The sequence below is a fragment of the Dongia sp. P2_B8 genome, assembly GCF_056404715.1.
Window position 1 is genome coordinate 346826 of the sequence record NZ_JBFUDM010000005.1, and the last position, 11721, is coordinate 358546.

Sequence of the window (11721 nt, forward strand, 5' to 3'; positions counted from 1 at the left end):
GCTGATTCGCCGCCTTTGTGCGGCAGCCGAATCCTATTCGGCAGGCTGGCGCCGCAGAGGGGCCGGCGCACCCAGGCCAAGGCGCGCATATTCCGCACCGATGCCACCGGTCAGGCCCAGATAGCACATCCGCAGATCGGCCATCGCGCCGTACAAAGCGTTGACGCGGATGAGCGGTTGGTTGCGTTCGACCAGCCAATGCGAGGTCACGGCCATGACGACGGCAAAGGCAATGCCGCCAGCGCAGAAGAGCGGTTCCTGATGCACGATGGCCAGCACCGTGGTGATGATGCCGACGATCGTCGCAGCATAGTGCATGCCCCGCGTCGCCGGATGCCGGTGGGCATCGAGATAGTGGCGCCAGAATTCATGGAAGGGCATCCGCAGCCCGTCGCGGAAGGTCAGCTTCGCCGCCAGCTCTTGCGCAACTGGCCTCGGTGCCGCCGATTCTCTGTTCATGGCGCATCTCCCGTCCCATAGAGGCTTTTGCGAGCCCCTCACCGCATCCCTGAATATGATCTTAACGCCCTTTTCTGACGGCTGTCTAACATTCCCGTATGTTTTTTTGCTCCCGCTCACTGGCTCGTGACCGGTGAAAGCTCGGCTGCGCCTCAGCGACCGGTGAAGACCGGGCGGCGCTTGGCTAGAAAAGCGGCAATACCTTCGCGATAATCGTCGCTGGTGACCGTTTCATAGCTCTCCCTGAGGTCGGCGGGCGACAGGGGCGCCTTCTCAAGGCAGCGCCGGGTGAACTTCTTGTGATTCCGGTGGCTCAGCGGAGAGCCGGACACAATCCGACCAACCAGCGCAATGAGGGTTGCGGGCAGAGCGTCCCGCGGTACAAGCCGCGTCACCAGGCCATGGGCCAGCGCCCAATCGGCGCCGTGAATTTCGCCCTCCAGCAACAGCTCCAGGACAGCCGGCCGGCCGATGAGATCGACCAGTGCTTCGAGCTCCGGATAGGGCATGGTAATGCCGACACGCTGGATGGGGATGCCGAACTTGGCATTGTCCGCAGCGATGCGCAGGTCACACATGGCGGCGATCTCCAGCCCGCCACCCAGGCAATTACCCTCGATCCGGGCGATCGTGGGATGCGGATGGTCGCGCAAGTTCCACAATGTTTCGAGCATCATCTCGCCATAGGCTTGCGCGGCATCAGGCGTGGCGCGGAGCGCTGCAAACTCTGCCATGTCGGCGCCGGCGGCAAAATGCCCGCCGGCCCCTTGCAGCACGACACAGCGGACTTCTTTGTCCATCGCCAAGGTGCGCAACTCGTGCGCCAGGCCGCGCCACATCTCGGCATTGAGCGCGTTGTGCTTTTCCGGCCGATTGAGTGTCAGGGTCGCCACGGCGCCTTGTCCGTCGAGACGGGTGCGCTCCAACTGAATGAGAGGGGTCATGCGGGCGTCATTTCTCAGTCTGGTGTGGGGTGGGTAGGCAGGCTGGAAAGCTAGTCGATTCGCCAGCGCTATGGTTAACATTCGCGCGAGGATGCCTGAACGGGGATGCCTGGCCGGGGGCGGTCGATATCTTGCCGAAATCGATACTTTGCAGCATGGTGGCGCCCACCATTCGCCAGCCTTTTTCAGAGTAGCGGTCCATCATGAGCAGCGGCAAGCCTACCCTCACCCTTGGTCAATCAGCCCCCGCGCGCGCTGTCGATCCGCGCCTGCAGGTCGGCGATCCGGCGCCGTGGTTCGTCTGCGCCAGCAACGTCAATCCGACTTTCGACTTCTCGACCGCCGCCGGCCGCTATCTGGTGCTGTCCTTCTTCGGCTCGACCGCACATCCGGTCGGCAAAGCGCTGATCGACAGCTTCCTCGCCGCGCAGGAGTTTTTCACCGACCCGGAATTCTACTTCTTCGGCCTCTCGATCGATGCCAACGATCGCCAGCTGCCAAACCTCGCGCAGACCCGGCCCGGTTTCGATATCTTCTGGGATGCTGATCGCGCGGTCGCGCAGCGCTATCACCTCGCCCAGGCCGAGACGCCGATCCAGGCCCTGCAGCCAGTCACGTTCCTGCTCGATCCCAGCCTGCGAATCCTCGGCATCTTCGCCACCCAGGACGGCCGCGTGCAGGCGGATTCGGTGATGCAGGTCTTGAAACGCCTGCCCAAAATGGGGGCGCCGCGGCCGGCACAAATGCAGGCGCCCGTCCTGATCCTGCCCAACGTGTTCGAGCGCGACCTGTGCCAGCGCATGATCGAAGGCTATCGCAACGGCAATCCGGCAGAGTCCGGCTTCATGGTCGAACGCGATGGCAAGACCGTGCAGTTGCACGATCATCGCCACAAGCGGCGCAGCGATTGGACCATCAGCGATCGCACCTTGATCGAAGCGGCGCAGGAACGCATCCGCCGCCGCCTCGTGCCGGAGATCAAGAAGGCCTTCGCTTTCCATGTCACGCGCATGGAGCGTCATATCGTGGCGAGCTACGATCAGAGCGGTGGCTATTTCCGCCCGCATCGTGACAACACCACCAAGGGGACGGCGCATCGGCGCTTTGCCGTGACCATCAACCTGAATGCCGAAGACTATGTTGGCGGCGACCTGATGTTCCCGGAATTCGGGCGCGCCACCTACCGCGCGCCCACCGGTGGTGCGGTGGTGTTTTCCTGCTCGCTGCTGCACGAGGCGCTGCCCATCCTGCGTGGCCAGCGCTTCGCCTATCTGCCCTTCCTCTATGACGAAGCAGCGGCGCAGATCCGGCAGGCCAACAATCCGCATCTGGGCGAAGGCGTCCAGGTCTACCTGATGGCCACCCCACGCCCGGCCCTGGCTCCCCAGGATAAACCCGCAGGCAAAGCCAAAGGGAAACCGGCTGGAAAACAGGGCCGCAAACAAGGCGCCCGGCCGCAGGGGAAATCCGGCGGCAAGCCAGGTCGGCCACAGCCCGGAAATCGAGGCCGCTGACCCCGCCACGCTCGATCGCACTCTTGCGGCATCTGGCTGCTCTGCTAAAACCTCGCCAACACAAACTTGGCAATTGAGGCAGTGGGCATGGCGCAGACAACAAGCCTTTCCGGACCGATCGTGGCACGAATCCTTCTGGAAATCGCCGCCGTGCATTTCCGGCCGGACGAGCCCTTTACGCTCACCTCCGGCCGCAAGAGCCCGGTCTATATCGATTGCCGCAAGATCATCGCCTTCCCTCGCGCACGCGCCAAGGTGACGGAACTGGCCGCCGACCTGGTCGGCCGCGAGATCGGCTTCGAGAGCCTGGATGTGGTGGCGGGCGGCGAAACGGCCGGCATCCCCTACGCCGCCTGGCTGGCGGATAAGCTGGGCCTGCCCATGGCCTATATCCGCAAGAAGCCGAAAGGCTTCGGCCGTGGTGCGCAGATCGAAGGCGATATGAAGCCTGGCGCCCGCACCTTGCTGGTCGAGGATCTCGCCACCGATGGCGGCTCCAAGGTCAATTTCATCAATGCCATCCGCCAGGCCGAGTGCGACGTCGCCCATGCGCTGGTCGTGTTCCATTACGGCATCTTCCCGCAATCGCTGACCATTTTGGGCGATCTTGGCGTCAAGCTGCATGGCCTCGCCACTTGGTGGGACGTGTTGGAGGCAGCCCGCGATACCGGCCGCCTGGATGCCGGCGAGACCGCCAAAATCCGCGCCTTCCTTGACGATCCGGAAGGCTGGTCAACGGCGCGCGGCGGGTCCGTGAAGGCGGAGTAGAGCAGCGTCAATTTGGCCGGGCTCGGCGCCTTGATTAATCGATCCAGTTTGCTATTTTGGATCCTGCAATCGATAGGATCGATCAATGCGCACACTGCCTACTCTGCGCCAGCTGCGCTATCTGGTCTCCCTGGCCGAATATAAGCATTTCGGTCGGGCTGCCGAAGCCTGCTTTGCCACCCAATCGACCCTCTCGGCGGGCCTGCAGGAGCTTGAGAACCTGCTCGATGTGAAGCTTGTGGAGCGCTCCAAGCGCCGGGTCATGCTGACCCCCTTGGGCGATGCCATCGTCGCCCGCGCGAGATTGGTGCTGCGTGAGGCGGAAGATATCGCTGAACTCGCCTCGGCTTCCAAGGATCCGCTCTCGGGTGCCTTGCGGCTGGGGGTGATCCCGACCATCGGCCCCTATCTGCTACCGCGCGTTCTGCCGCCCCTGCGCCAGACCTATCCCAATCTGCGGCTCTATTTGCGCGAAGATATGACGGCGAGGCTTCTGGACGCGCTGGGTGAGGGCGATATCGACGTGGCGTTGATCGCGCTCCCATTCCAGACCGATGAGCTGGAGGTGCGGCAGCTGGGGCAGGATCCGTTCCTGCTCGCTTGCCGCAGTGACGACCCGCTGGCCAAGGCCAAGGATCTGGCCCTCGATGATCTGCCGGATGACCGGCTGCTGCTGCTCGATGAAGGGCATTGCCTGCGGGAACATGCGCTGGCCGCCTGCCGGCTGGAGCCATCACGCCACCGGGACGATTTCCGCGCCACCAGCCTGCCCACATTGGTGCAGATGGTGGCCAACAAACTGGGCGTCACCCTGCTGCCGAAGATGGCGGTCGATTCGGGCCTGCTCGCCGGCACCGGCCTCATTACCAAACCGCTCGACAAATCGGCACCAGCCCGTGAAATCGCCCTGGTGTGGCGACCGACGACGCCGCGCGTGGTGGAATTCAACCTGCTCGCGGATATGCTGAAGGCCTATTCCGGCGGCACGTCGTAAAGATCGCGGTTGATCGAAAACACCATGATCTTGTTGACCATCTGCCCATCGTCGGACAAAGGCAGAAACAGATTCTCCTCGCCGACATAGCGGTCGACCACCTGGAAATCGTCCTTCTCATGGAAGGGCGCCCGGGTCTCGCAGACGGTGGCGTATTTGGCCATGACGTTCTCGACCGATGTACCGAAGAACGCCTCTGCCACCGATTTGCCGGTGGGGTCGCGGCCGCGCAAGGCCACTTCCTGCGTGCCAACCAGCCGATAGACGAAGCGCCGCGCGTCGGCGACCACGTCGACCAGCGTCACATAGGGCAGATAGCGGCGAATCTCATCGGGGTCGATATCGTTGCGGGTGGGCATGATCCGACCGGCGCGTTTGCTGTCCCAATAGGTCAACACCAGACGGATGTCCGGGTGACAGGTTTCGCGCCAATCTTGCATGCCAAGAGCCCCAATTTGTCCTCACCGCAGGATGTCGCGCGGCGCGGGCGTCGGTCAACAGGCATCCTGCAGAGGAACGTCGATTTACCTAATCTTCTTCCGGGGGGACGGAGGCAGAAAACAGGTCGCGGCTAATCGAAAATACCATGATCATATTGACAGCAATGCCATCCGCCGACAGCGGCAGGAAGAGATCCTCCTCGCCCACGAAACGATCGACCGCCTGAAAGGGGTCAGCAATATAATGCGGCGCCTTGGTGATCCGCGCCGCTTCGTAATGCTTGAGCGCTTCCTCCGCCGACGTGGCAAAATAGGCCTCGGCCACCGGTTTACCGGTGGGGTCATAGCCACGTATGGCGACCTCGCTGGTGCCGACCAGGCGATAGACGAAGCGGCGCGGGTCATCCACCACATCGACCAGGGTGATATGCGGCAGGAAGCGGCGCAGCTCACTGGGATCGATATCAGCGCGGGAAGGCATGGGCCTGCCGGCACATTTCTGCTGCCAATATTCCAGCACCAGACGAATGTCTGGATGACAGGTGGTACGCCAGTCCGACATTGCGATTCCCGTGTGAGGTCGCGCTCAGAATGTTGTCATCCCGACCGGCGGTCAATGGGTGTCGGGAAGATCGGCCGCAAATACCGGCTAAAAATGCCGACCAAAAACACTGGCCGGCTTCATGCCGCCACAGAATAGGCGCTGGCCTCGCTTAGCGCCTTCAAGGACGCTGCGTCCAGGGTCAGATTGCCGGCTTCCACCAGTTCGGCAAGTTGGCTGGCCGACGTCGCGCTCGCGATGGGTGCCGTCACCGCCGGCTGTGCCATCAGCCAGGCCAAGGCTACCCGCGTAGGCGTCGCCTTTGTCTGGGCAGCTACGGCATCCAGTGCCCCGAGGATACGCTGGCCGCGCGCGTCGAGATATTTGGCGACATCGCTGCCGCGTGCGCTTTTGCCGAGGTCTTGCGCGCTGCGGTATTTGCCGGTGAGGAAGCCGCCAGCCAACGAGAAATAGGTGATGACGCCGACATCGTTCTGTCGGCACAACATTTCCAGGGCACCCTCGAAACCGATTCGTTCACAAAGATTGTATTCCGGCTGCAGGCTTTCATAGCGCGGCAGGCCCTGCGTCGCATGAGCGGCAAGTGCCGCACTCAATCGTTCGGGGCTGAAATTGGAAGCGCCAATGGCGCGCACCTTGCCGGCCTTGATGAGGGCCGCATAGGCTTCCAGTGTTTCTTCGACCGGCACCGCCGGATCGTCCCAATGCGATTGATAGAGGTCGATGTAATCGGTCTGCAGGCGGCGCAATGATTTTTCCACTGCACGCGTAATGTGGGCCTTCGAAAGTCCCTTTCCGTCCGGCCCCATATCGGATCCGACCTTGGTCGCCACGACGATCCGGTCGCGCAACCCGCGTTGCTTCAGCCAGTTGCCGATGATCGCTTCGGACTCGCCGCCCTGATTGCCATCATGCCACCGCGAATAGACGTCGGCGGTATCGATGAAGTTGAATCCCGCATCGACGAAGCCATCGAGCACGCGCTGCGAAGCCACCTCGTCGATCGTCCAGCCAAAGACATTGCCCCCTAGGCAGAGTCTCGACACCTGCAGGCCGGAACGGCCCAACTCAACACGCGACATCGCATCCCCCGGATTTGCCAACCGCCATAGACACCATGTTCAAGGCTGATTCTGGGCGGCCCGTCACCCGAGCGCAGCCGGCTGGCGGGGTCAAGCGATTTGTCCGCGCGCCGCGACGAAAAGCCCCTGCTGCGCACCTGTTTTTGCGCCACCCGCATCTGGCGCAGCCGGGCCCGTTCCTCTACTATTCCAGGGTTCTTGTAAGGATTTGCCGCAGATCAAGGCCCGATGATGCTGACATTGCTCGAAAACCTTTTCGCCAAGAAGAAAAAGCCCGCCAAGGGCCGGCACGCCCCGGGTGCGCCGAAGGATGGACAGGGCACACGCGTTGCCAGCGATTGGTCGACCGTAAGGGCGCGTCTGGCTGAGATTGGCGCAAAGCATATTCTCTTCCACGGCGATGCGGCGGCCCTGGCCAGCGCCAAGACGGAGTTGCCGGGCCTTGCTATTCTTTGGGTCAGTCACGCCCTGGCTGACGTAAAGGCTGGTGCTGCTTTGGCTGAGGATCAGGATTGGCGCGGGATTGATGCCGCCATCTGTGCCGGCGCGGACCTTCCCGCCCGGTACCGCCAAGCCCTACGGCTGATGGCATCGCGTGATGCGACAAAGCCCGTGCTGTGGGTAGGCGACGGTTTCGAATATTGCGGCGGCACGCTGAGCACGCCCAAAGAGGCCGACAAGGTCGAAGGCCTGCTGTTCAATCATTTCCAGGAATTTTTCGGCGTCAAAGATCCGCTGCAGTTCCGCATCGAAATCTATCACGGCCCCGAGCTGATCCGCTTCTATCGCATTCTGGAGCCGAACCAGTCGCTGGTCATTCGGCTCAGCGATCATGTCAAGGTACGGCAATATCCGGCCAGTATCGCAGTCTTCGTCGAACACCCGGTCCTGACGCGCGACCGGCATTATCGTCTGCGCCTGTGTGCTGACATCTTCTGGAAAGATTCCTTCACGACGCTGCATAGCGCCCATGAATTCAACCGCAGCCCCGACCGCAAGGTTGAGTTCCGGGCACCGGCCTGGATGGTGCGCGATGGTGCCATGGCGCTGACTCTGCCCAATTTCGATCGCAAGGTGCCAGAGGCCCAGGAAGTGGAAGCCATCGCCGGCGCCAGCAGCAGCCGGACGCCGCGCAACGGCCAGCTCTACATCGAGCAGTCGAATGTGGCGCGCGACGGTGTCGCGGACGGGCAGATGCTCGCCTGGCGCTATCGCGGCTTCGGTGGGTCGAACTGGTTCGTGCTGGAAAACGCCGGTGCTTTGCAGGCCGGCCACCAGGGCAATATCGCCGGCAACCACCATGCCAGCTGCCCGGTGATCGACCGCGATGACCTCGCTGCCGGGCCGGAGGATATCGCGCACTATCAGGCCGTGGTGGATGCCGGCTTTGTGCTTGAACCGCATGCCGTGCCGGTAACACCCAAGGACAGCGACCTTGCCTTTGCCTATGAATCGGATGCCTCCAATCCGGCGCAGCCGCATCTGCGCATCGATTACTTCGATGCTGACGGCAAGCATCTGGGCGATATCCGGCTCACGAAAGAAAAACCGGGCCCGCTCTTTGCCGACGAAATGGTGCAGCTGTGGGACGATCCGGTACGCGACCGCGCCAGCCTTGTGCTGGTCAGCCATGACTGGATCAAGGCCGGCCTGCGCCACAAGGGCTTCAAGCCGATGGCCAACCTTTTGGTACGCAACCGCCATACGCTTGACCAGGATTTCACAGAATTCCAATCCTGCTGGCGCAATCTCGGTGCCGTCGTGCCGGGCTTCCCGCATTGGCTGACAGATCAGCTGGCGATTGTCGGCCGCACCAATGTGTTCGGGCGCGTGCGCTGCGACCAGGGCCTGCGCACCGGTATCGTGATCGTCAACGGCTCCGGCCGCCTCAATTATAGCAGCAGCGCACGGATCGACCTCATCGTTGTCAACAATGACGGCGTCCGCCAGCAGACGCGTGTGACAGTCCCCGCCTTCACTTGGCGCCTGGTGTGGTTTGACGAAGTCATGCCGAACCTGGCCCAGCATCTAGGGCCAAGTGCCAATGGTGCTTTGCTGGTACAGTCGGGCGATGCCGACATCAACTCGCAGATCGTGACCACGTCACCCAAGGGCGCCGTCGCTATGCAGCATCTGTGGGGCTATTGATCGGCGGAAGCGATCAAAAATCCCAGGATCGATCGAGCCAGTAATCGATCTTGCGGCGGTGACGGATGCCCAGTTTCTTCCTGCCCCGGCGCACCAGTTTGCCGAGCCAATCGGCCCGCTGCAGCAAGCTTGGTTTGGGCGCCACCGATTTAATAAGTGCTATCAGCTCGCCCTCTTCCCCGGCGGTAATATGGGCGGCCTTCCGCGCCGCCTCGACCAGCCACAAGGCTTCGTCAAGAAAGCGGTAAAGCATCAAAATGAAGAATAGCTTGAGGATGGCAGGCACATTCCCGCTCGCCACGATTTGTTCCGGCGCGCGGAGATAGAAGGCGTCACCGGCGATGAGACGACATGAAATGTCGCTCCGGTTCTTTATGATGTTGAGATGCCGCCGCATGAGTCCGTGGGACTTTTCGCCTTCGAACCGGTAGGAACGCACAGGCAGAATATCGAACAGGACAAACCCCTGTCCGCGCAGATAGGTGTCGACATCCCCGAAGAGCGGTTGACCCTTATACAGCTCCGTGAATTCGACCTCCGTCTGGATGGCCAAGGTATCGCGCAGATGTTCCGGCCGTGTGCCTTTGAAGATTGCGAGTTCGGCACCTTGCACATCGAGCTTGAGGAGATTGGGAAGCGGTCTTTTATGCTGATCGATAAAATCCGATAGCGTCATCAAGGGAACCTCGATGACCTTGTCGAGAGTTCCGTAGCTGGGCGGCCCGAAGCGAAACATCATGTCTGTATTGGGCGGGAACAGGGAGGAACCGGACGGCTTTTTCGTGACATACAGCTTGCCAGCCCCGGTCTCGCCGCCAAGGGCCACCGGAAACCAGGATTCATTGGCGGGTGCTCGATCCGACTGAGCCTTGCAAGCCGCGCCATCCGGCTCGAAGAGGTCGATCCTCATCAGATCGGCATAGGGCCGCCAGTGGCGTTGTATGCCCCCACGCGCGCCGACATCGATGCAATGGAGCGGGTCGGTCTTCAGCCGGTCGGCAAGAAATTTCGGATAGCTCATGAATCCCCATTTGCCGCGTGCTGGCCCAGGAGTGGAAGGGCCGACGGCGTCCATTCTAAAGGCGTTGCATCCAGCTCCCGGGAGCGCGACTCAGGTCAATAGCCTTGTGGTAACCATTTCCAATTGTCGCAATTTCCCCGCGTCCGATGTTAAGGGTCCGGCAAATATCCGGCGGACCACCCTTGGCGATTAACCCCAGGCAGCAGCCCGGTCAAGGGCGCTGCTTTCCGCCGCAGGGCCGATTCGACGTTGACAATCGGCACCTTTGACCGCCAGAACAGGGGCATGGAACAATGGAAAACTAGATGGATCAGCCTGTTGATATGGGGATGAATTTGCTGCGTTGGGCACCCCAATCGTTGCAGCGCGTCTTTGATCCGGTGCGATCGGCTGGAAACAAACTGGCAAAATCGATCGATTGGACCTCGGCAACGCCAGGGCGACCGACGGTGCTGTGCCTGGAACGCAGCCAATTCATCAAGGATATCGAGGAGTTACGGCGACTCACGAACCTTAACTGGGTGACCATCAACGCGGTCAAGCTCAAGCAGGAACAGGAGCGCTGGGTCCCCGAGGGTGATCGCCAGCAAGGCTATTTCTCGGCCTGGCTCAAGGAGGACCGCGGTCGTCATTTGCGGCCAATTCTTGAGAAATTCGCAGTAGCCCTCCTTGAAGAGGCGCGGCGCACGATGCCCGTCGATGCCGTCGTGACGGCCAATATCGATTATTGGCAGGACGAGGCGATGAAGCTGGGCTGCAAGCGCCTCGGCATCCCCTTCCTTGTACTGTGCCGGGAGAACTACACCATCCCCTGGACGGTGCCATGGCATCATGACTATTTGAAAAAAGCGCGCTTTCGGTTCGAGGGAGCTGGTCTTGCCGTCTTCAGCGAGGCGACCAAGATTGCTTTCGCCCCGGGCTTCGACAATCCTGACGACATCTGGGTCACCGGCGCACCACGGTATGACCGCTGGCTGGACCTCAAGCCCCTGCCGGACGATGAGAAGACCCATCTCAGCCTGATCACGTTCAACGATCCTGGCTACATGGCCGTCAACACGTTCATGGAAGTGGCGGAAATTTTCGGCAATGTGGCCCGGCAGGAAGACCGGCCCGGGTTGACCTGGCTGGTCAAATGCAAAAAGCGCGGTGATCGCAAGGAAGTCATCGCCCGCGCGGCCTCTCTCGAGCAGTCGCCGCTGCAGTTTGAATACGATACGCCGCTGTTCGAACTCTATCCCCGCTCACGCCTCATCGTCGGCTACAATTCCCTGGCGCTGGTCGAGGCGATGCTGACCGACGTGCCGGTCGTCATCCCATGCTGGGGCGAGACGCGGGCACCGCGCAAGGACCTGCTGCTGGATTACGACGATCCACTGACGAAGCGGGTAGCCATCTTCGCCAACACGCCGGAAGAACTGGCCGATCTGCTCACCCGCGCAGCGCGCGGCGAGAAACTGCCCACCGGCACCCTGGAAGAACGGCGCGCCCTCTTCCAGGCACATTTGCACGATCCGACCCTGGATGGCGGGACGCTGACGGCCTCGGCCAATACCGAAGCCTTCGTCCGGCATTACGTCGAGAAATCCCGCCGCAGATAGGCTTCTGCCGGCTGGCCTGCTTTTCAGCCCGGCCCGCTTCTCAGATCATCTTTTTGAGGGAATTGGCATCGAGCCATTGGGTGTTGATGTCGCTGGCGAAGCGGAAGCCTTCCGGGACCTTGGGCGCACCGTCCTGGGCGAAGGAGCGGCGCTGCCAATAGGTGAAGACCGGCTCGATGACATAGCGG

Annotated in this window: 11 protein-coding genes; 5 read left to right on the forward strand and 6 right to left on the reverse strand. The window is 61.7% G+C overall.

Annotated features, from left to right (window positions below; all coding sequences use genetic code 11):
- Nucleotides 1-33: 33 nt before the first annotated feature.
- Both AC1DWZ_RS16795 and AC1DWZ_RS16800 read right to left on the reverse strand, forming a co-directional pair.
- The gene (locus AC1DWZ_RS16795) at nt 34-459 is read right to left on the reverse strand and encodes an Mpo1-like protein (protein ID WP_477170067.1); all 426 of its coding nucleotides are present in this window, start codon (nt 457-459) and stop codon (nt 34-36) included.
- Nucleotides 460-611: 152 nt separating this feature from the next.
- Nucleotides 612-1403, reverse strand: a complete 792-nt coding sequence (locus AC1DWZ_RS16800; RefSeq protein WP_477170068.1) for an enoyl-CoA hydratase/isomerase family protein — start codon at nt 1401-1403, stop codon at nt 612-614.
- 203 nt (nt 1404-1606) lie between these two features.
- Between AC1DWZ_RS16800 and AC1DWZ_RS16805 the strand changes: the two genes are divergently transcribed.
- The 3 genes from AC1DWZ_RS16805 (at nt 1607) to AC1DWZ_RS16815 (ending at nt 4679) form a co-directional block, all read left to right on the forward strand.
- A complete protein-coding gene (locus AC1DWZ_RS16805; RefSeq protein ID WP_477170069.1) occupies nt 1607-2917 on the forward strand; it encodes a 2OG-Fe(II) oxygenase in 1311 nt (436 codons plus the stop codon).
- Nucleotides 2918-3004: 87 nt separating this feature from the next.
- Nucleotides 3005-3685, forward strand: a complete 681-nt coding sequence (locus tag AC1DWZ_RS16810; RefSeq protein WP_477170070.1) for an orotate phosphoribosyltransferase — start codon at nt 3005-3007, stop codon at nt 3683-3685.
- Between the two features lie 85 nt (nt 3686-3770).
- Complete coding sequence (locus AC1DWZ_RS16815) at nt 3771-4679, forward strand: hydrogen peroxide-inducible genes activator (RefSeq protein WP_477170071.1); 909 nt, start codon at nt 3771-3773, stop codon at nt 4677-4679.
- On the opposite strand, the gene AC1DWZ_RS16820 is transcribed toward AC1DWZ_RS16815, so the two are convergent.
- The 3 genes from AC1DWZ_RS16820 to AC1DWZ_RS16830 all read right to left on the reverse strand — a co-directional run bounded on the left by AC1DWZ_RS16820 (nt 4658) and on the right by AC1DWZ_RS16830 (nt 6763).
- Entirely contained in the window at nt 4658-5119 is a 462-nt protein-coding gene (locus AC1DWZ_RS16820; RefSeq protein ID WP_477170072.1) for a PAS domain-containing protein, read from the reverse strand. The two genes, AC1DWZ_RS16815 and AC1DWZ_RS16820, sit on opposite strands and share 22 nt — an antisense overlap.
- Nucleotides 5120-5207: 88 nt before the next feature.
- Nucleotides 5208-5681 (reverse strand): PAS domain-containing protein, encoded by a 474-nt coding sequence (locus tag AC1DWZ_RS16825; RefSeq protein WP_477170073.1) that lies wholly within the window; start codon nt 5679-5681, stop codon nt 5208-5210.
- Between the two features lie 119 nt (nt 5682-5800).
- On the reverse strand, nt 5801-6763 hold the full coding sequence (locus AC1DWZ_RS16830; protein ID WP_477170074.1) for an aldo/keto reductase: 963 nt from the start codon (nt 6761-6763) through the stop codon (nt 5801-5803).
- A 228-nt stretch (nt 6764-6991) separates the two neighbouring features.
- On the opposite strand from AC1DWZ_RS16830, the gene AC1DWZ_RS16835 reads away from it, so the two are divergent.
- On the forward strand, nt 6992-8911 hold the full coding sequence (locus tag AC1DWZ_RS16835) for a hypothetical protein (protein WP_477170075.1): 1920 nt from the start codon (nt 6992-6994) through the stop codon (nt 8909-8911).
- Between the two features lie 13 nt (nt 8912-8924).
- On the opposite strand, the gene AC1DWZ_RS16840 is transcribed toward AC1DWZ_RS16835, so the two are convergent.
- Complete coding sequence (locus AC1DWZ_RS16840) at nt 8925-9932, reverse strand: FkbM family methyltransferase (RefSeq protein WP_477170076.1); 1008 nt, start codon at nt 9930-9932, stop codon at nt 8925-8927.
- Nucleotides 9933-10237: 305 nt separating this feature from the next.
- Between AC1DWZ_RS16840 and AC1DWZ_RS16845 the strand changes: the two genes are divergently transcribed.
- Nucleotides 10238-11533, forward strand: a complete 1296-nt coding sequence (locus tag AC1DWZ_RS16845; protein ID WP_477170077.1) for a hypothetical protein — start codon at nt 10238-10240, stop codon at nt 11531-11533.
- Nucleotides 11534-11721 lie beyond the last annotated feature (188 nt).

What these genes read in the sequence shown, in the direction of transcription:
- AC1DWZ_RS16795 (WP_477170067.1), bottom strand. Translation starts at nt 459, where the DNA reads ATGAACAGAGAATCGGCGGCACCGAGGCCAGTTGCGCAAGAGCTGGCG.
- AC1DWZ_RS16800 (WP_477170068.1), bottom strand. Translation starts at nt 1,403, where the DNA reads ATGACCCCTCTCATTCAGTTGGAGCGCACCCGTCTCGACGGACAAGGC.
- AC1DWZ_RS16805 (WP_477170069.1), top strand. Translation starts at nt 1,607, where the DNA reads ATGAGCAGCGGCAAGCCTACCCTCACCCTTGGTCAATCAGCCCCCGCG.
- AC1DWZ_RS16810 (WP_477170070.1), top strand. Translation starts at nt 3,005, where the DNA reads ATGGCGCAGACAACAAGCCTTTCCGGACCGATCGTGGCACGAATCCTT.
- AC1DWZ_RS16815 (WP_477170071.1), top strand. Translation starts at nt 3,771, where the DNA reads ATGCGCACACTGCCTACTCTGCGCCAGCTGCGCTATCTGGTCTCCCTG.
- AC1DWZ_RS16820 (WP_477170072.1), bottom strand. Translation starts at nt 5,119, where the DNA reads ATGCAAGATTGGCGCGAAACCTGTCACCCGGACATCCGTCTGGTGTTG.
- AC1DWZ_RS16825 (WP_477170073.1), bottom strand. Translation starts at nt 5,681, where the DNA reads ATGTCGGACTGGCGTACCACCTGTCATCCAGACATTCGTCTGGTGCTG.
- AC1DWZ_RS16830 (WP_477170074.1), bottom strand. Translation starts at nt 6,763, where the DNA reads ATGTCGCGTGTTGAGTTGGGCCGTTCCGGCCTGCAGGTGTCGAGACTC.
- AC1DWZ_RS16835 (WP_477170075.1), top strand. Translation starts at nt 6,992, where the DNA reads ATGATGCTGACATTGCTCGAAAACCTTTTCGCCAAGAAGAAAAAGCCC.
- AC1DWZ_RS16840 (WP_477170076.1), bottom strand. Translation starts at nt 9,932, where the DNA reads ATGAGCTATCCGAAATTTCTTGCCGACCGGCTGAAGACCGACCCGCTC.
- AC1DWZ_RS16845 (WP_477170077.1), top strand. Translation starts at nt 10,238, where the DNA reads ATGGATCAGCCTGTTGATATGGGGATGAATTTGCTGCGTTGGGCACCC.